The following is a 17,114-nucleotide window of genomic DNA, read 5'->3' as shown; positions in this document are numbered from 1 at the left end:
GATGGCGCGACACTTCAGCCCGCTCCTGAAAGTTCGCGAATCATGAGCTTTAGGTCATCCCCCTGGGCTTCGATCGATTGGGTCAGAGCAAATTGCACCAAGGCTCGATCCAAATTGTGAGAAGGGCGTTCTGTCCGAAAGTAACGATCGCCATCCAGGTAGTCGGTTAAAAAGCGCAACCCAAGCTCAAACGGAATCAGGCGAATGCAGTCTGGTAGATAGCGGAAATCCTGCTCCGACAGGAAGGACCTCCCCATCGTCAGATAGCCCTCAAGAATCGCCCGACAGAGTTTGAGATCGAACGACACCAACTCAATCTGCAGGGTCTCCTCTCCAAGAGGATTGCAGCAAGAACGCAAGCAATCACCGATGTCGTAGTGAACCAAACCGGGCTTAACCGTATCGAGATCAATCAATCCCACCGCGCGTCCACTGAGCTCATCGAGCATCACGTTGTTGATTTTGGGGTCTCCATGAATCGGACGGCGTTGCAGCTCTCCGCGAGCGCAAGCAGCTTCCAGCACATCCACGCAGTTGCGTCGACGTTCCACAAAATCAAGCGCACTTTTCAGCCTCGGATCGAGAGATAAGCGTTCCTCAAGCAACTGAGCTTGGTCTCGGCAAACTGTGTCGAATTGCTTGAGGTAGATCGGGGCGATGTGAAAGCCTTCAAGAGTGTCTGCAAGGTCGCAAGACGGTAAATCACTGATGAGGTGATGGAACATGCCCAATCCATATCCCACCTCTCGCGCATGCCCACAATCACGGATCACATCACTCGTGGTGGCCGCTCCGATGTAGGTGATCGACCGCCAAAACTCTCCGTTGTGCTCGACCCAATGGCCTTCGCTATTTCGTGTTGGGAGCACCTTTGGAATCTCCCAACGTCGTCCAGCCAATTCAGGGGGATCCGTGGCCAAACGTTGTTGAACATGCGTGCCGAGGGCAAGCAAATTGCGCATGACCAGCTCGGGCTTTTCGAACACGCTTGTGTTCAGACGCTGCATCACAAAGGCACGACAATCCGCCTCCGCCGCTAATGACACCAAGAACGTGTCATTCACGTTTCCAGATCCCAGCGTGTCAATCGAAGTGATTTGCTCGGGCGGATGAAACAGTCCTGCAATCGCGTCGAGCGATGGGTAAAGCCTGGTAGTGGCATCGGCCATGACGAATCGCATGAGACTCAGAACGAAACAATGCCGTGTATCTGCTGATCCGCCAGCGCTGAGTGTGCGGAAAAAGAGCCGGGAAGCGGCAGCATGGGGGCAGAACACCCGCTCAGCAACGGTGCCACGCTTTTTACACACTGCTGACTGGCAAATCGGCAAGCCTTATCACTGGATTGAGGATCCTCAAAAACGAGCTCGTGTTCAGCAAGAAAGGGTCAACGCCGTTTCACGTATTGCAGCCATAGCAAGCGAGCAAAACCTTGATGCCGTGATGGTGGCCGGTGATCTGTTCGACTCGAGCACGGTGTCTCCAGCCCTTGTGATGGAGGTGATGGAAGCAATCGCTTCCATTCCATGTCCCGTACTTGTGATTCCTGGAAACCATGACCATGGAGGTGCCGGTGGCATTTGGCAGCGCCAAGATGTTCAACGTCAGATGCGGGAACGTTGCCCAAACTTGGAGCTCTTACTTCAAACAGAGCCTCAGGTCATTGCAGGAATGGTGGTGCTCCCTTGCCCGTTGCTGCGCCAAAGAGACAGTCGCAGCCCCGCAGATTGGCTGGAATCTTTGAACTGGAGTTCGTTACCCCAGAATCAGCCCAGAGTCGTCCTCGCCCATGGGTCCGTCCAGGGCTTTGGTGCAGAAGAACAGGTCAACCAACTGCATCACGATCGATGGCCTGAACAAGAGTTGGACTACATCGCTCTGGGTGATTGGCATGCCCTGACTCAACTAAACCCTCGTGCTTGGTATTGCGGCACCCCTGAACCCGATCGCTTCCCCACAAGTGATCAAGACCAACGCTCGCAAGCACTTCTGGTTGACCTCAAACGGCAACAGCCCCCTGATGTCACACCGATTGCAATCGGTGCCATCTCCTGGCACAGAATCGAAGCCAAGGTGAGCAGTAAGGCTGATCTGCAACGCCTCAAAGCAACGATCGAATCCTGTGTGGGGAGCAAGGTTGGGAAAGATTTATTGAGGATTGAGCTAAGCGGACAACTGTCTTTTCAAGAGCACCAACAGTTGCAACAGCACTTGCAAGATTTAGATCAACAACTGCTGCACCTCAGAATCCGCGGGATGCCGAATCGCAAACCCGAACCAGGTGAATTTCAAACGTTCTTACAACGCGACGATGCGCCCTTGATCAAAGGAATCACGAAAGAACTTGCGTCTGAGCTGGAAGACAACAGCACCTCCAGCGCTGAACACAACGATTTGGATCGAGCCATGCTCGAACAAGCGATGCTTGAACTGCAAAGGATTGTGCTGGAAGAAGCAGAGGATCAGGAGGCTTAATGCGGCTGATTCGTAGTGAATTCACCAGCGTTCGCCGCCATCAAGACTTAGCTCTGGACTTTGCTCCAGGGTTAACGGTCATTGGCGGAGCCAATGAAAGCGGCAAAAGTTCCTTAGTCGAGGCTCTGCATCGAACGCTATTTGTACGTGCTGCCTCCAGCGGGACGGCAGCGCAAGATCTGCGTTCCCAGGTCCATGCCGGCCATCCCCAAATCAAGCTGGAATTTGAAACCAGCGAACAACACTGGACCCTTCTCAAACGCTTTAGCGGTCCCAGTGGCACCACCCAATTGGAAACCAAGGGGCAAGTGGCCCTCATTGGATCAGCAGCTGAGGATCAATTAGCCCATCTACTCGGCGTTGATGAGATCCTCAACAGCAGGCAGGTCAACAAAACATTGCCCAGCCGCTGGGCGCATCTTTGGGTGAAGCAGGGTGAATCGGGTCGCGACTTGCTGAGCCTCAGTCATGACCACTACGACCTCAATAATTTGATCGAATGCTTGGAACAACAGGCCGAGCAATCACTTCAGTCACCACTGGATCAAAGGGTTCACAGCCAACTCGAACGTCTGGTGTCTGAAAGCTTGAGTAGCCGAGGCGTGCGACAGCAAAGCGAACTTTGGAAGCGTCAAGAGGCTCTTCAAGCTGCCAAGGAGCGTCACGCTAAAAGCCTTGAACAACTCCAGGACTTTGAGCTGTCCTGTGAGGAGCTTGATCGGATTGAAGACAAGCTGCGCAATCTGGAACTCGAGCAGTTACCCGAGCTCCGGCGAAAGCGCCAACGTTTGCTTCAACTGCAGGAAGCGCTTCAACAATTGAAGCCACTCACCCTGCAGCAACAACAACTTGAAAGAAGCTGCGCCACTCTTCGCAAGCTGGCGGCAGACAGCACGGCCTGTCATCACAATCTTGCCAACCTGGAGCGTGAGCTCCAAGCCTTGGAGACGACCTGCAACGCGGGAAGCAATCAAATCAAAAAGGCACAGCAACGGAGCGCAGAACTCGAACAACAACGACAGGCCCTGGAGCAGCAAGGCCTTTTGCTTAGACAACGCAAGGACCGCGACGAGCTTCATCAGCGCCTCGAGAGGCTGAATCGCCAACATGAGGAACGCCAACGACTAACTGCACAACATCAACAACTCAAGGTGGCGTTCAACAACATCGAAGGTGGTACCGCCCAAGACCTGCAGCAACTGAACAAAACGCAGGAAGAGCTTCGAGCCATCCGCATCCGCATCGAAAGCATGGCCTCAACAGTGTTGGTGGAATCTGCAGATCAAACCATTGCCATTGAGGGGTCACAGCTAAAGGAAGGTGAATCGTGTGAGCAAGCAGGTGTCTTCCGCATTGAAGTTGGAGAGCACGTCCGACTTCAGATCAGCCCTGGTGAAGGCACAGGACTAGCCTCACTCAAAGACGCACAAAAATCCCTTCAAATCGCCTTAAAAGCTGGATTAAAACAGTGGAAAGCAAACTCCCTTGAAGAAGCTCAACAACGCAGTGATCAACGCAACCATCTTCTCCAACAACAAGCGCTGATCAAAGCCCAACTCAGCCAACTTGCCCCTCCTGCAGGACAACAAGCGCCAAACCTCGCAGAGTTACGACTTCAGTTGGACGCACTCAATCAAGGCCTTCCCTCCAAGGATCTAAAAACAGATTCAGATCATGAGAAAGAACTGGATCAATGCCGAACTCACTACCGAAAGCTAAAAGACGAAAGCGATACTCATCAGAAACAAGTTCGCCTACTGGAGATTCATCATGATGCTCAACAGAAACAATGGCAACAAAAGAATCTTCAACAAGAGCGACTCAAAGCAGAGCAGAAGCAACGAACTAACCAACATCAATCGCTTGAACAAGAGATGGGATCCCTGGAACAACTCGCACAATCAATCGAAACATTGACATCTCAGCAGCGACTATTGGAAACCCATATTCAGGAACTTAGACAACCATTTCCAGCCCCAAAAAGCTCCGATCCGAAAGCAGATTTAGAGACGCTTGATCGCCTAGAGCATCAGCTCACAGAGCAGCGTCACGAGCTTGGGATCCAGCGAGGTGCACTCTTTGAACGATGCGAATCTCTCGGGAAAAGCGATCTCCACTCAGCAGTGGCTGAAGCTTCAGCAAAGCTTGATTTAGCAACGCAAGCTGAACAACAAGAAGCACTCTTGATCAGCGCCCGTAGCTATCTACTTCAATGCTTTCAAAAAGCCCGTAGCGATCTCTCTCAGCGCTATTCCAATCCTTTGAAATCCAATATCAATCAGGTCCTGCAACCCTTGCTGGCAAACCCCAATGACAGCTGCTCCCTGAGTTATGACCCAAAAGATGGTTTACAAGAACTAGGTCTCGAACGCGAGGGCACACTCTTTGCCTTTAACCAACTCAGCGGCGGGATGAAAGAACAATTGAATGCAGCCCTTCGCATCGCCATCGCTGACACCCTCAAAGAACGGCATGGGGGCTGCCTTCCCCTGGTCTTCGATGACGCCTTCACCAACACTGATCCTCAACGCATACAGGGAGTTTTAGAGATGCTGCAGCAAGCTGTTTCAAGGGGATTACAGATCATTGTTCTGAGCTGCGATCCAGACCCCTACAAATGTATCGCCAATCAAGTGGTGATGATTGATTAAAGTGCGTTTTCAATAACGTTCATGGCGCGAAGGTAGGCAGGAGGATCATCATCTACTTCCATATCTTCAAGGCCTGAATCACCTCGAATCAAGCGTCGTGCATTATCTGCGATCACTGCATTAACAATAAGATCCATAGCCTCAGGAAGTTCCAGATTCTGTAGAGCTTCTGCGTAGCGACGGCTATGGGAGGGGCGAACAGATTCCTGACAATAGGTAGACAATTGCCGGCTATCAGTCATAACTGAAAAGGCAACATCTTTAGTTGCCTGTCGGCCATAGATAGCCATATAAAGCAAATTAATCATGGATGCATCATGAACAGGAATGGAATATTTACGCGCAATTTGAGGCCAATAACGCAAGGCCTTCAATCCCTCTAAGCCACCCTTACGTAAACCAGCTTCTTCACACCACCCTTCCAGTTCCTCCATGCTCTCAGGACAGCGTTGCTCAAGACGCATATGGTCTGAAAGCACCTGACCAACCTGAAAGTTCCGCGTTGGCTTACCTGAAACAGGCATCATCATGCTGCCTCGAACATCAGCAACCATGGCGGTGAGCTGGGCAAAGGTATGGTCCCGAACCTTCTCCATATCCCCTTCTCGCACAAGGGCCGCTTCAATTCTCGGCACCCCATACCCCAGTTCAGTAAGGGAAAATGGCTGTCCGTTATAGAGCCGTTGACGATCGCGGCGCGCCATCGACACCGTGGCAGCTTGATCCAAGCATTGATCCAAGAGAAGCGTCAGCAAGGTAGGCAAAACGCCTGGATTCTGTTTGTGAAATGAATACCCAAAGCCCGCAAACACAGACGCCATGTTTTTAGCTGCCTTGATGTACTGGCCTTCCACGTTGTGAACACCCGGTGAAACCTGAATATTGGGCGAAAGACGATCCAGCAAACGCGCCCCCAACAAAGCCGTTAATGCATTGGGATGACAGAAGTTGGCCGTGAAACTATCAAGTGGATTGCGTAAGGCTCCATGACGATGAAAACCTGAGAAAAAAGCCAAATTGGGCTCTTTTTCACAGAGCACATAAGACTCATTGGCAATTTGGTCATGACCGAAGGAGCCAGCAAGACAGGCAATCACCACCTGCTCTCTGTTGAGCTCCGAACGCAGCCTGCAAGCCTCTCGAAGATCGTCCTCAACATGATTGCTATTGGCACTGAGGATCACTAACTCACAGCGCATGAGAAGATCGGCCAACGAGTTGGTCACGCGCTTGCCTGCAAGCTCGTGCGTGGCCATTTCCTCAATGGTTGCAACATGGACTTCGTCCATGCCTTGAATCACATCGTCAGGAAAAGCGCCAAGCAACTCTCGACCAGGGCGAGGTGCCAACAGAAGATGGCCCTCACTATTTTTCTGCATGGCGCAGTTGTAGGCAAGGGAGGCGGGATAGAGCCCCACGCTGTAAAGGCCAACCTTGCCTTTCTCCAGCTCCAATATTCGGCGATGGATGGCGTCCCGATCGAGAGACGGTGAAAAAAATGAGTTGCTCTTCAGCACCGTCTCCATCAACCAACCGCTTTGCACACCCCAACACTAAAGAAGGCCTGGCTAGACGCGATGTTCGAGATGAAAACCCACACGAGCCCGAGCAACCTCCGCAGTTAGAACGAAGTGACTGGAGCTCAAATATTTTTGCCTTCAACCACTGCCAGCAAGGCAGCCAGAGCGATTTCATACCTTCACTCTTAGACGCAAAGGCGCAGATTCCAAACAAAGAAGGCAGACACTCCGTCGTACAGAAATCGACGACAAAGATCTATCAATGCTCTCCGGACTATCACCCTAAACCTAGAAACATTGAATAGGCTAAAATAAATTCAACAGGCACAGAATTCTCCACACGCTAGATCGATCCACAACAGTCCTTAAATTTTTTTAGCCGAATCGATGAACGCAACCCAGTAAATCTTGCTATAAATTTGCCATGAATGACAAAATAGGAATTGCGATAAAAATCAGCGCTTCCCCCCTAAGCCATAACGGTTACGATAGAAACTAGAGAAGGATTCCAAAGTGTTGACGCTATACGGAGGACAAAGAACAAGGGCAAGCCTGCCCCGCTGGTACATGGGAGAGAAAGGCATCTCCTTCAACTTGATCGAATTAAATCATCAGAAAGGTGAGAATCTCCAAGCAGGATTCCTTGCGATTAATCCGTTCGGAAAACTACCAGTACTGATTGATTCAAGCATTTTAATGCCAAACGGAGAGCCACTTAAGCTCTTTGAGAGTGGGGCAATTCTTTTGCATTTAGCAGAGCAATATAGCGACGACATAAAAACGATTGGGCATAGAGCTTTAACCAGTCAGTGGCTGCAGTTTGCCAACTCAACGCTATCGATTGCCCTGTTTGCTCCCAGCCACAGAGAGAAGGAATTTCCGCGCCTGATGAAAGAGCTGGATCGCCAATTAGAAACTGGTGATCACCTGGTAGGGAACGTCTGGGGAGCAGCCGATTGCACCATTCAGGCCTACCTGGCCTATTTACCTTTGCTGTTTCCCCAGATCGATCTAGATCCCTACCCGTCAATCCAAGCAACGATCGAATCCGTGGTGCGTCGTCCCGCCTATCGCAAAGCCATGGGACAAGGTTGAGTTGCCTGCTCAATGGAACAGAATTAAAAAAAATCAACCCACATGAGGATCTCGGTTAAGACACCGGATCGCGCAATCAAACCTCTTCAACACTCCTGCAAGGACATCGTTTAAACAATGGCAGCACTAAGCCTTGATGCACTCCGCGACGAAATGAGGGCCGAGACAGACTTGCTGATCGTGCAAGACCTCGATGGAGTTTGCATGCCCCTCGTCAAAGATCCGCTCACACGCAGCCTTCGCGCTGACTACGTACAGGCTGCGGCAGCCATGCAAAACCAGTTCAGCGTGTTGACCAACGGCGAACACGAGGGTCGCCGTGGTGTTAATCGACTCGTTGAGAAAGCCTTAGGCGACGACCAGAAGGCACAACGAGAAGGGCTTTACCTACCAGGACTGGCCGCCGGAGGCGTTCAATTTCAAGATCGTTTTGGAGTGGTCTCACACCCTGGCGTGAGCGATCAGGAAATGAGCTTCCTGGAATCCGTCCCTCAACGGATGCATGATCTGTTGCTTATAAAACTGAGTCAAGTCATGCCTGAGTTGCAAGGCCAAGCACTCGAAGACGAACTCAAGCTGGCAATTCTTGACACCCAGGTCTCTCCAACTATCAACTTGAATAGTCTATTCAGCAGAATCAAAGGAGACGTAAAGCGGCAAAAACAGCTGCAGTTAATGTTGTCGGATTTGATGGATTCCCTTATGTCAGCTGCAACAGCAGCTGGACTACCTAAGTCATTTTTTCTACACGTCGCTCCAAACCTGGGACAGGATGCTTCTGGCCAGGAAAGAATCAAACCAGCTGAACCTGGAGACGTTGGCACCACTGACATTCAATTCATGCTGAAGGGAGCCATCAAAGAAGTGGGCTTGCTGGTGCTCATCAATCGGCACATAGCGCAAAAAACCGGGACGGCGCCGCTCGGTGAAACCTTCAATGTGCGCACCGCGCCCCATGACCATCAAGCCCTGCTGGATCTATGTCATCAGCACATTGAACGAGACGCCATTCCCATGCTGGTTGGAGTTGGTGACACCGTGACATCCACGCCATGTCCATTGGGCGATGGTTGGCTGCGAGGCGGCAGTGACAGAGGATTTCTGACCCTTCTTCAACAACTAGGTGCAAGCTATGAGCGCCCATCCCGGGTTGTTCTTGTGGATAGCAGTCACGGTGAAGTCGATCGTCCGAATTTGAGTGACAGCAAGCTCTTAGGGATCAGCGATCCAGAGGACCCACTCCGTTTTGATTGCCTCGTCAAGGGAGGTCCAGAGGAATATGTCGACTGGTTTAAAACCTTGCCTCAACCTGGATAGTTCTCCAACGAGAAATGGGGGTTACTCCACACCCAGCACCCCACTACTCAAAAATGGAGATGGATCTCAAAAGCAAAAACAAGCAATCCCCCAAGCCCATCACCTTGACTTCAATCTCTTCAGCGAATGAGCAGCAACGCCAACAAATCAGCGTGAATGCTTTCCCTGCGCTAAAGCGTGGCGAGCTTGAAACGCTTCAAGTCAATCTCGGCTACCGCTGCAATCAAAGCTGCAGCCATTGTCATGTAAACGCAGGACCGTGGCGCACAGAAATGATGGAGGAGGAGCAGATCAAGCGGATTCCGAAAGTTCTCCAAACCCTGAATCTCAACTGTCTTGACTTAACTGGAGGCGCTCCAGAACTGCATCCCCAGTTCCGATCACTCGTACGCAATGCAAGGGGCCTTGGCGTTCAAGTCATTGATCGCTGCAATCTGACGATTCTGCAAGAACCTGGCCAAGAAGACCTAGCTGCATTTTTGGCCAATGAAGGAGTGAAAGTGGTTGCCTCTCTACCTTGTTTCGAAGAAGAACGAGTAGATAATCAACGAGGCCTGGGTGTTTTTAAGCGCAGTATTTCTGGATTACAAAGCTTAAACAGACTAGGCTATGGAATGCCAGATAGTGAACTTGAATTAGATTTAGTATTCAATCCTTCAGGGGCACAACTGCCTCCAGAACAAGGCGAATTAGAACATATATATCGCGACAAGTTATTGAAAAACTATGGCATTCATTTCAGCAAATTATTAACAATCACAAATATGCCGATCCAGAGATTTGCACAAACGTTGAAAGCCCGGGGCGAGCTAGAGGCTTATTACTCATTGCTTCATCAAGCACATCGAGACAAGAATCTCAACTCAGTGATGTGCAGAAGTTTGATCAGTGTCAGCTGGACAGGAGTGTTGTTCGACTGCGATTTCAATCAGCAATTAGGCATTCCTGTGAGCTCTGGGCCAAAAACGCTGGATGAGCTTCTGAATCAGACTGAAACCGTCAACAACCAACCGATTGCTGTTGGCGCTCACTGTTTTGGATGCACAGCTGGAGGAGGTTCCAGCTGTGGTGGAGCACTCAACTGAGCTGATCAATATCAACAGAGGCCGGCGCGAATAACAACACCCTCTCTCCAACTCGACGCTCTTGCCCCTGAAGGGCATAGACACCACCAGAAACGAAGTCAGCAGTTCGCTGAGCGAGGTTTTCTTCCATCTCCGAGAGATTGAGCAGAACAGTGCGTTGTTCACGTACAGCCATCACCGCATCCAACCCCTCCTCGAATCCGCGAGGTGTGAGAACAATAATTTCGTTAAAGCCTGAGACGCCAGAAAGGTCCATACTCACCAGATTGACGGAACCTTCTGCTCGCCACAAGAGCAGTAATAATTAATCAATGATTGATTCAGATCCAAAGACCAACGGGGGACACTGCGGCACGAAGCCAAAGAAATTCGCAATTGGAATTGCTCCGCTTGGAACGGTCTCCATCGGAATTGTGCCCATGGGGGTGATTTGTATAGGAGTTGTTCCGATGGGGGTTGTCTCGATCGGGGTCGTCGCGATGGGCGTGATCAACCTTTCCGTCGTAGGGATGGGACTGTTGGCGATTGGGGTCAACACCATGGGCGTTTGGACAGCAGGACCGATGAGCATGGGAATCGTGCAACTAGGCAAGAGCAGAACGGACCACAGCGGTCATCACCATGGCCAGCCAAACCAGAATCAGGACGGTGATGACCCGAGGTTCTTGGCCTACCCAACCAAGGCCGAAGCAGAAGCCGTAGCCGAGTCTCAAGGCTGTAAAGGGGCCCACGCGATGGGTGACTTCTGGATGCCCTGCTCAGAGCATTCAACAAGCGAGCAATGATTAAAGGCAGTTAGGACACACAGCTCGAACGGTCAAACTTGATTCGATCAGTTCAAAATTGAAACGCTTGGCTGCTTCGCGGCCAGCCTCAAGAACCGAGGTGCTTTCAAATTCTTCAGTGCGTCCGCAACGAACGCAAATCAAATGGTGGTGATCGCCATGATCATCGCTTGCGAGCTCAAACCGACGACCTCCGTCACTGAGTTCAAGCTCCTGCAGAAACCCCATCTCAACCAGCAGTCTCAGGGTTCGGTAAATCGTGGCCAATGAGACTCTTGCCTTTGAATCCACCAGCAAACGATGGACATCCTCAGCACTGAGGTGAGTGCCTCCACCGATCTGCTCGAACAGGTCGAGAATCAGCCGACGCTGTGGCGTTAAGCGCCTGCCATCCAGATGCAATCCACGCTCGAGGGGCCCTTCAACCGGAACTGGCAATGAAGCCATTGGCGTCTGCACCGGAACAACTCTTCTCAACAGTACCCATTAATGCGAGAGGAGAACATGGCTGGTGAAAGACCGGTAAGGTTTGATTCTGTTTTTCGATCATTGTGTCTACCTCCTGGCGAGTGTTGATGCGCTTTGTAGCCAGCGGGCTGTTCCTGCTTGCACACGGATTACTCGTGCTCGAGTATGTAGCGCTTGGCACAGCCCTGCACGGTGTTGCTGAAATCTTCCTTGCACCCTGGGCGATCCGTCATCGCGCCTGGGACTTAATCGTGATCGGAGTGGTCTTCTGCGTTTTTGATCTATGGGGAACGCTCAGGCTCACCAACACAATCGGCTGAGAAGTCACTGATCGATCCACCAACGCTGAACCAATCCAGACACATCAGGCGAGGGCGAAGGAACGGTTACCACCGAAAGCCGCTGTCGATCACGGGCATAGTCGTAACGACAAAAGCCAACACCAGTGCCAGAACAGGAGGAGAGGGCAGGTAGTGCTGATCCTGAGGGATCTTGCTTAGGGGCCTGAATGGCTGGATCAGGTTGTGGCAACCAGCCTGAGGCCAACAACGATGCATCTGCCGCGCGAATCGACTGACCAACTTGCAATTCAACAGTCGAGGAAGACGAGGAAGACATGGAATCGGCGAAGCCAGCGCCACCAGTCAGGAATGGCAAGACGAAGAGTGCCAAGCGCAGTCCTTTCATCGCTTCCAAACCATGACTGACTTCGGCATAGCAAGACCGCAAGCCGAACGTCATCAACGAGATGAAACGCTGAGAACCATCAATCGCCGCAGCTGCCCTGGGGAGCTCGAGCGGTTGAAGTCAGATACCGGGTCCATCACAGAACAATTCCGACAACCAACAACCAGCTCCAACGGCAAAAATCGTCGCTAACAAGGAGTGAACACACTTACAAAGCCAATGTCCGCTCAGGCCGTAATCGACCTTGCCAACGCGATCAAAGCGGATGCAACCTTGAAAGCGCTCTGCGCATCAAACCAATGCGCTGATGTTGATGATCAGTGCAGTGTTGCCAAAGAGAAAGGATTTGATATTCATCCCCATGACTTTGATCAATTCAATAATGGCGAACTCATAGAAACAGACCGTGAAGACACGTTCCTAAAGCCATCATGGTGGGACCGGATTTCATAACAGTAAAATCATCGACAAAACAGCATCAAACAGCTTGCAGTCAGGATCAATCGAGACTCCACAACGAATCCTGATCACAGGAGGAAGTTCTGGAATCGGACTCGAAGCAAGCAAGCGGTTAATTCGAAAAGGGCATCAGCTCACACTCCTTTGCCGCACAGAAGAGCGTTGTCTGGAAACAATTAAGACTCTCTCAGCCAATAAAGCGGAGCAGATAACAGCAGAGGGACTATCAATCAACCTTGAAGATCTTCACAGCGTTGAAACGGGTTGCCGCACACTCCTTCAAGAAGATGAGCCAATCGACACCCTCATTTTAAATGCAGGGATTCAAAATGTAGGGATTAAAGAACCACAATTCACCAAACAAGCAATAGAAGAAACATTCTGCGTAAATCACCTCGCTCATCAACACATTGTCATGCGTTTGCTGCCATTATTACTCAAAAGCAAGAAGCCACGACTTGTGATCACGAGCTCTGAAGTGCACAACCCGGCGAGCGGAGGAGGACGGGTTGGCAAACCAGCCACACTTGGATCTCTTGACGGATTAAGACAACACAAACAGTTCGCAATGATTAATGGTGAAACTATTTTTGACGCTGATAAAGCCTACAAAGACAGCAAGCTGTGCAACATCCTGATGGCACGACACCTTGCCAACAAACTCAAGAAAAGTGGCAAAGAGATACCAGTCATCACATGGAGCCCAGGACTGGTAATTCCCAAAGGCAGCGGAGGATTTTTCCGAACTAGTCGTCAACAAAACCCCATTGGTTTAGCTCTCTTCGCCTTCGTTGCGAGAGATTTACTAAGACTGACAGAGACGCTGGAAAAAGCAGGAGCACTACTTGCAGATCTAACCAATAGAGACAACTACGAAAAGAATGGATTCCAATACATCAGCAATCAACTAATCAGCCCTGGACGCCATATTTTCAAAGAAATTGAAACAAGTCAGGAAGGAAAGAATGAACAAATTGGCGAAGAGTTGTGGACACTCAGCAAAAATCTGATCCATCAAAAATTACTTAAAGCCCCCTAAATCCAATGCAGCCCTAAAGAAAACAGGATCACACAATGAAGCATAAATAGATACGCTAAAACGAGCAAAAGTCGAGATGCGGCAAGTTATACGACTGAGCCACGGAGAGGTGATGGAACTGTTTGGCAAAAAAGCAAAAGGATCTACAAAAAGCGAAAGGCTTTAATGCAGCAACCATGATCCGATCATGAATGAATTCAGAACAATCGAAAACTCGGAAATCATTAGAGTTCACACTACAAATGGATACCAAAAGCGGAAGAAGTTTATCAATGAGGATCTAAGAGGGCAGATAGCAATATTAGATAGAACAGTCAACCTTCTAGGACAAAAAATGAAGTTAGTTTTTCGCTATGTGGAATCCTCTTCACCCAAAATACTCTTGAAAGTTATGAGCTTCCAAGTGCATCTCAATCACGCATTGACCAGCCTGCATCAAAAAGGAAACTTGATAATGAACACAAGCCCCTATCAAAGGATTGAAAACCAGCGGATAAAACCAACAATCCACTAGCATTATCCGACAACAGAAGATCCATTCAGCAGTGGCAATCACCCTTTACGGCGGTCCCCAAACACGAGCATCCATGCCTCGTTGGTACATGGAAGAGATGGGAATTCCCTACGATCTTGTGGAAGTATCGTTAGCTGAGGGTCAAAATCTTAATGAGGACTTCCTATCGATTAATCCGTTCGGAAAACTTCCAGCAATGAAGGATGATTCCGTTCTTGATTCCAATGGTAATCCACTCGTTTTATTTGAATCAGGTGCCATCCTGTTGCATTTAGCAGAGCATCACGGAGATGAGATTAGGCAACCTGGCGATCGCTCATTAATCAGCCAGTGGACACATTTTGCAAATTCAACATTAGCCTTTGCAATTTTCGTTCCTGATCAAAAGCTAAAAATCTTACCGCGACTTCTTACTGAAATTAATTCAGAAATTACAAAAGGATATTTGATCAACAACAAGTGGGGCGCTGCCGATTGCGCCATTACATCTTACTTAGCATACATCAAACTATTCTTTCCTAGTGAGGACCTTAGTGCATACCCTGCAGTCAATACTTTGATCCAAGCCACTCGCGAACGACCTGCCTATAAAAAAGTGATGGGACTCAAATAGAAAGGGCATAAAAATAGACTTTAAAAGATGAAGATTTTTACGATTATGATTGAAGCGTCTTAATGCAATTCAATTTAATAAAGCATAAACCGCACAATTAACATCCATCCATCAAACCTATGAACGACCTTCGTAATACATTAATTTTGCACAATAGCGGAGTTTGGCAGGGATGCTTCGTCAGGCTGGATCACACTGGACAAGAACAGGAACGCTTTTCCACTTCCCTTGATGTGAAGGAGGCTGATGGAATCATTCAAACCTGTTTGACCTACAAAGAAAGTGGACGTCAACAGTCGATGAACTTCGCATCGTTACCTCCATCGATGCAGGTCACACAGACAGGGCACTGGTCAACAGGTCCAAGCTCCATCACACCATGGAACTGGGTTGCAGAGGTCTGCGTCGGCAATCAACAACAACGGCGTCGAATAATCGTTCGCCACGGTGTGAGTGGACTTGATCGTGTCATTTATGTTGTAGAAGCCAAACACGGCATAGTACAACAAAACCCACCACAACCACTGCAATGCCAATCAACATCCTTTGGATCGCTACTGATATGGAACCCAGAACCAGGCGTTGAATTATTTCTTGATCCCAGAGATCGACAGCAAGGAGACATTACAGGCTGCGGAATTCGCTGGTGCGATCACAACGGAACCACCCATCAAATTTTGCGTCAATACAACACAGCAGGTGCTCTTTGTCCTTTATCAGACAGTTGGATTATGCCATCCAATTGAGCCGAAAAACAACAATCAGGATTGAGCCCATTGCCCTAAGGGCCTTTCTCGATTCTTAATCGAATCCACTGAGTCGTACACCATCTCTTGCCAATTCGATGCAGGCAAGCCGGCGAACAACATCAAATTGAGAGGGTACTGATCCGAATCTGTGCAACGGCGAAAGTCGTCACGGAACAAGAAAACAGGTTTGTTCAGAGCATAGGCAGCTCCAACCTCCACCATCACTCCCTCATCTGGTGGAGTTCCATTGACGATGGCAAACACTCCGTGAGCATCTCGGACATCCTGCATACATTGCTGGGCCACGCGATAGGCCCATCCAGGCTTGGTGGTATCAACATTTCCATTCCGCTCAAATGGCTCCCAGACCGTAAGGCCAAGCTGGGATAGAGCAGCAACAAACTCAGGAATCAAAAGACGTTTGCACTGGGCAGAGAACCCATAAGGAGAAGCAAGATAAATCGTTTTCGATGTCATGAAGGAGTCTCAGTGAGTGATGGATCGAGAGGCCCGATAGCAACTTTCATCCTCTGCTGCAAGGTCGACATTTTCCCAAGGAAAGACCAACCATTGATCGGGTGAGATCGTTGTTGCAGTATTCCACCATTCCGGAGAGCACTTGCTCATCCAGACCACAAAAGTGGCATCAACCTGTTGACGAATCGCACTCAAGGTCTGGCCAGTTTCATACACATCGTCAACAACTAGACAACCATCCTTTGGTTCTGTCAGCCAAGGAAGAGAGAGACTGTGACTCAATGCCACTGCTAAACAAACACCACCACGCGGAACTCCATAAATACCTATGAATGAGTGAGAGGCATAGCGTGCAGTGATTTCCTCAACTGCCCAATCAAATTGGCTCCAAGTGAGTTGCTGCATCAAACAGTAGGGTGCATGAAACCGTAGATCGCCTGCTCATCGTAGTCACTCAAAGGTGGGCACTCAAGTGAAGAGGGAGGTTCACCGAGAGTTTTCCGATGTTCCTCAATGACCTTGGCAACGCAACTTGCATTTGCAAACCACTTGACTAGCAACAAAAAGAAAACAACAAAATACGGAATATTTAAGTTTAATGCAGCGAAGGGTTCAGAAAGCAAGCCGTTACTCCTCCATCACTGCAAGGCAATGCAAAACATTTGGTGCCGACATTTGAGAGACAAAACACGTGAATGAGTGTTTCGTTTGCAGATAATTGGGTTCCTTCCTAAAAGGCTTTGCCATCTTTTTTACAAGTCGTTGACGCTCTTCCTTCATTGCAAGCTTGGGCAAAACAGGCATCATTCAATTGCTTGGAAGCCAATTTTGAAAAATGCTCGAGCCAAAACGTTACGAGAACAGCAGTGAATTATGACTAATCCTTTCTGTGGTGGTTGCTGTGACACAGGCAAGTGTTGGGTGAGAAGAGAACTGCGAGACAACGCTCGAACCAGATGTCACTGTTATTCTGATCACTTAACAAAATCAATTTTCAGCAGTCGTATTCGATTTCTGAACGCTGTTGATGCCTAATCACATCGTCATCCCTCATCTGCGATTCGTCATAATCAAGTGCCCGAATTCGGCAGGCAGAGGCTTTAAAGGGCTGGTGCTCTCCTTCACGAATCAAGGTGCCAATGGGCTGTGCTGAGGCGATACTGATCTGCATCAGTGGTTG

Annotated in this window: 21 protein-coding genes; 12 read left to right on the top strand and 9 right to left on the bottom strand. The window is 49.5% G+C overall.

All coding sequences use genetic code 11. From position 1 onward, the window contains the following. Positions 1-14 precede the first annotated feature (14 nt). Positions 15-1,169: a phosphotransferase enzyme family protein gene (locus SYNC_RS05425; RefSeq protein WP_041426478.1), complete on the bottom strand. Its 1,155-nt coding sequence runs from the start codon at positions 1,167-1,169 to the stop codon at positions 15-17. Between SYNC_RS05425 and SYNC_RS05420 the strand changes: the two genes are divergently transcribed. Both SYNC_RS05420 and SYNC_RS05415 read left to right on the top strand, forming a co-directional pair. Further along, positions 1,168-2,475 carry a DNA repair exonuclease gene (locus tag SYNC_RS05420; RefSeq protein WP_237699286.1) on the top strand — a complete coding sequence of 436 codons (1,308 nt, stop codon included), beginning with the start codon at positions 1,168-1,170 and terminating at the stop codon, positions 2,473-2,475. The genes SYNC_RS05425 and SYNC_RS05420 overlap by 2 nt on opposite strands. Next, positions 2,475-5,126, top strand: coding sequence for an AAA family ATPase (locus SYNC_RS05415; protein ID WP_011619105.1), 2,652 nt, complete (start codon positions 2,475-2,477; stop codon positions 5,124-5,126). Before SYNC_RS05420 ends, SYNC_RS05415 begins: the two co-directional genes overlap by 1 nt. Here SYNC_RS05415 and SYNC_RS05410 read toward each other — a convergent pair. Beyond that, entirely contained in the window at positions 5,123-6,652 is a 1,530-nt protein-coding gene (locus tag SYNC_RS05410; protein WP_011619104.1) for a hypothetical protein, read from the bottom strand. The genes SYNC_RS05415 and SYNC_RS05410 overlap by 4 nt on opposite strands. 507 nt (positions 6,653-7,159) lie before the next feature. Here SYNC_RS05410 and SYNC_RS05405 point away from each other — a divergent pair. The 3 genes from SYNC_RS05405 (at position 7,160) to arsS (ending at position 10,143) form a co-directional block, all read left to right on the top strand. Beyond that, the gene (locus SYNC_RS05405) at positions 7,160-7,741 is read left to right on the top strand and encodes a glutathione S-transferase family protein (protein WP_011619103.1); all 582 of its coding nucleotides are present in this window, start codon (positions 7,160-7,162) and stop codon (positions 7,739-7,741) included. A gap of 117 nt (positions 7,742-7,858) precedes the next feature. Continuing rightward, on the top strand, positions 7,859-9,058 hold the full coding sequence (stpA, locus tag SYNC_RS05400) for a glucosylglycerol 3-phosphatase (RefSeq protein ID WP_041426477.1): 1,200 nt from the start codon (positions 7,859-7,861) through the stop codon (positions 9,056-9,058). A gap of 59 nt (positions 9,059-9,117) precedes the next feature. Further along, entirely contained in the window at positions 9,118-10,143 is a 1,026-nt protein-coding gene (gene arsS, locus SYNC_RS05395) for an arsenosugar biosynthesis radical SAM (seleno)protein ArsS (RefSeq protein ID WP_011619101.1), read from the top strand. Here arsS and SYNC_RS05390 read toward each other — a convergent pair. Next, positions 10,136-10,435, bottom strand: coding sequence for a cell division protein SepF (locus SYNC_RS05390; protein WP_011619100.1), 300 nt, complete (start codon positions 10,433-10,435; stop codon positions 10,136-10,138). The genes arsS and SYNC_RS05390 overlap by 8 nt on opposite strands. A gap of 19 nt (positions 10,436-10,454) precedes the next feature. Here SYNC_RS05390 and SYNC_RS05385 point away from each other — a divergent pair, with 19 nt between their 5' ends. Then, positions 10,455-10,928, top strand: a complete 474-nt coding sequence (locus tag SYNC_RS05385; protein WP_011619099.1) for a hypothetical protein — start codon at positions 10,455-10,457, stop codon at positions 10,926-10,928. Here SYNC_RS05385 and SYNC_RS05380 read toward each other — a convergent pair whose 3' ends face one another. Beyond that, the gene (locus tag SYNC_RS05380) at positions 10,929-11,375 is read right to left on the bottom strand and encodes a Fur family transcriptional regulator (RefSeq protein ID WP_011619098.1); all 447 of its coding nucleotides are present in this window, start codon (positions 11,373-11,375) and stop codon (positions 10,929-10,931) included. 104 nt (positions 11,376-11,479) lie between these two features. On the opposite strand from SYNC_RS05380, the gene SYNC_RS05375 reads away from it, so the two are divergent. Beyond that, positions 11,480-11,716, top strand: a complete 237-nt coding sequence (locus SYNC_RS05375; RefSeq protein WP_011619097.1) for a hypothetical protein — start codon at positions 11,480-11,482, stop codon at positions 11,714-11,716. A 4-nt stretch (positions 11,717-11,720) separates the two neighbouring features. Here SYNC_RS05375 and SYNC_RS05370 read toward each other — a convergent pair whose 3' ends face one another. Further along, complete coding sequence (locus SYNC_RS05370) at positions 11,721-12,083, bottom strand: hypothetical protein (RefSeq protein WP_041426959.1); 363 nt, start codon at positions 12,081-12,083, stop codon at positions 11,721-11,723. A 12-nt stretch (positions 12,084-12,095) separates the two neighbouring features. Between SYNC_RS05370 and SYNC_RS14995 the strand changes: the two genes are divergently transcribed. From SYNC_RS14995 to SYNC_RS05345, 5 genes are all read left to right on the top strand, one after another. Further along, positions 12,096-12,275 carry a hypothetical protein gene (locus SYNC_RS14995; RefSeq protein ID WP_011619095.1) on the top strand — a complete coding sequence of 60 codons (180 nt, stop codon included), beginning with the start codon at positions 12,096-12,098 and terminating at the stop codon, positions 12,273-12,275. Between the two features lie 27 nt (positions 12,276-12,302). After that, positions 12,303-12,536, top strand: coding sequence for a hypothetical protein (locus SYNC_RS05365; RefSeq protein WP_011619094.1), 234 nt, complete (start codon positions 12,303-12,305; stop codon positions 12,534-12,536). 34 nt (positions 12,537-12,570) lie between these two features. Further along, positions 12,571-13,581 (top strand): SDR family NAD(P)-dependent oxidoreductase, encoded by a 1,011-nt coding sequence (locus tag SYNC_RS05360; RefSeq protein WP_011619093.1) that lies wholly within the window; start codon positions 12,571-12,573, stop codon positions 13,579-13,581. Positions 13,582-14,126: 545 nt separating this feature from the next. Continuing rightward, on the top strand, positions 14,127-14,708 hold the full coding sequence (locus tag SYNC_RS05350) for a glutathione S-transferase family protein (protein ID WP_011619092.1): 582 nt from the start codon (positions 14,127-14,129) through the stop codon (positions 14,706-14,708). Positions 14,709-14,827: 119 nt separating this feature from the next. After that, complete coding sequence (locus SYNC_RS05345; protein ID WP_041426475.1) at positions 14,828-15,454, top strand: DUF3598 family protein; 627 nt, start codon at positions 14,828-14,830, stop codon at positions 15,452-15,454. A 15-nt stretch (positions 15,455-15,469) separates the two neighbouring features. Here the strand turns inward: SYNC_RS05345 and SYNC_RS05340 are convergent, their stop codons facing one another. From SYNC_RS05340 to SYNC_RS14630, 4 genes are all read right to left on the bottom strand, one after another. Then, positions 15,470-15,934: a nucleoside 2-deoxyribosyltransferase gene (locus SYNC_RS05340; RefSeq protein WP_011619090.1), complete on the bottom strand. Its 465-nt coding sequence runs from the start codon at positions 15,932-15,934 to the stop codon at positions 15,470-15,472. 9 nt (positions 15,935-15,943) lie between these two features. After that, on the bottom strand, positions 15,944-16,339 hold the full coding sequence (locus SYNC_RS05335) for a phosphoribosyltransferase (RefSeq protein ID WP_011619089.1): 396 nt from the start codon (positions 16,337-16,339) through the stop codon (positions 15,944-15,946). Then, positions 16,339-16,557 (bottom strand): hypothetical protein, encoded by a 219-nt coding sequence (locus SYNC_RS14285; protein WP_148201856.1) that lies wholly within the window; start codon positions 16,555-16,557, stop codon positions 16,339-16,341. Before SYNC_RS14285 ends, SYNC_RS05335 begins: the two co-directional genes overlap by 1 nt. Before the next feature lie 371 nt (positions 16,558-16,928). Then, positions 16,929-17,105, bottom strand: coding sequence for a hypothetical protein (locus SYNC_RS14630; protein ID WP_167897185.1), 177 nt, complete (start codon positions 17,103-17,105; stop codon positions 16,929-16,931). Positions 17,106-17,114: the final 9 nt, after the last annotated feature.

This window comes from Synechococcus sp. CC9311, assembly GCF_000014585.1.
Taxonomy (GTDB): Bacteria; Cyanobacteriota; Cyanobacteriia; order PCC-6307; family Cyanobiaceae; genus Synechococcus_C.
This window is presented reverse-complemented; position numbering and strand designations above follow the sequence as displayed.

What these genes read in the sequence shown, in the direction of transcription:
- SYNC_RS05420 (WP_237699286.1), top strand. Translation starts at nt 1,168, where the DNA reads ATGACGAATCGCATGAGACTCAGAACGAAACAATGCCGTGTATCTGCT.
- SYNC_RS05425 (WP_041426478.1), bottom strand. Translation starts at nt 1,169, where the DNA reads ATGGCCGATGCCACTACCAGGCTTTACCCATCGCTCGACGCGATTGCA.
- SYNC_RS05415 (WP_011619105.1), top strand. Translation starts at nt 2,475, where the DNA reads ATGCGGCTGATTCGTAGTGAATTCACCAGCGTTCGCCGCCATCAAGAC.
- SYNC_RS05410 (WP_011619104.1), bottom strand. Translation starts at nt 6,652, where the DNA reads ATGGAGACGGTGCTGAAGAGCAACTCATTTTTTTCACCGTCTCTCGAT.
- stpA (WP_041426477.1), top strand. Translation starts at nt 7,859, where the DNA reads ATGGCAGCACTAAGCCTTGATGCACTCCGCGACGAAATGAGGGCCGAG.
- arsS (WP_011619101.1), top strand. Translation starts at nt 9,118, where the DNA reads ATGGATCTCAAAAGCAAAAACAAGCAATCCCCCAAGCCCATCACCTTG.
- SYNC_RS05385 (WP_011619099.1), top strand. Translation starts at nt 10,455, where the DNA reads ATGATTGATTCAGATCCAAAGACCAACGGGGGACACTGCGGCACGAAG.
- SYNC_RS05380 (WP_011619098.1), bottom strand. Translation starts at nt 11,375, where the DNA reads ATGGCTTCATTGCCAGTTCCGGTTGAAGGGCCCCTCGAGCGTGGATTG.
- SYNC_RS05370 (WP_041426959.1), bottom strand. Translation starts at nt 12,083, where the DNA reads ATGAAAGGACTGCGCTTGGCACTCTTCGTCTTGCCATTCCTGACTGGT.
- SYNC_RS14995 (WP_011619095.1), top strand. Translation starts at nt 12,096, where the DNA reads ATGACTGACTTCGGCATAGCAAGACCGCAAGCCGAACGTCATCAACGA.
- SYNC_RS05365 (WP_011619094.1), top strand. Translation starts at nt 12,303, where the DNA reads ATGTCCGCTCAGGCCGTAATCGACCTTGCCAACGCGATCAAAGCGGAT.
- SYNC_RS05345 (WP_041426475.1), top strand. Translation starts at nt 14,828, where the DNA reads ATGAACGACCTTCGTAATACATTAATTTTGCACAATAGCGGAGTTTGG.
- SYNC_RS05340 (WP_011619090.1), bottom strand. Translation starts at nt 15,934, where the DNA reads ATGACATCGAAAACGATTTATCTTGCTTCTCCTTATGGGTTCTCTGCC.
- SYNC_RS05335 (WP_011619089.1), bottom strand. Translation starts at nt 16,339, where the DNA reads ATGCAGCAACTCACTTGGAGCCAATTTGATTGGGCAGTTGAGGAAATC.
- SYNC_RS14630 (WP_167897185.1), bottom strand. Translation starts at nt 17,105, where the DNA reads ATGCAGATCAGTATCGCCTCAGCACAGCCCATTGGCACCTTGATTCGT.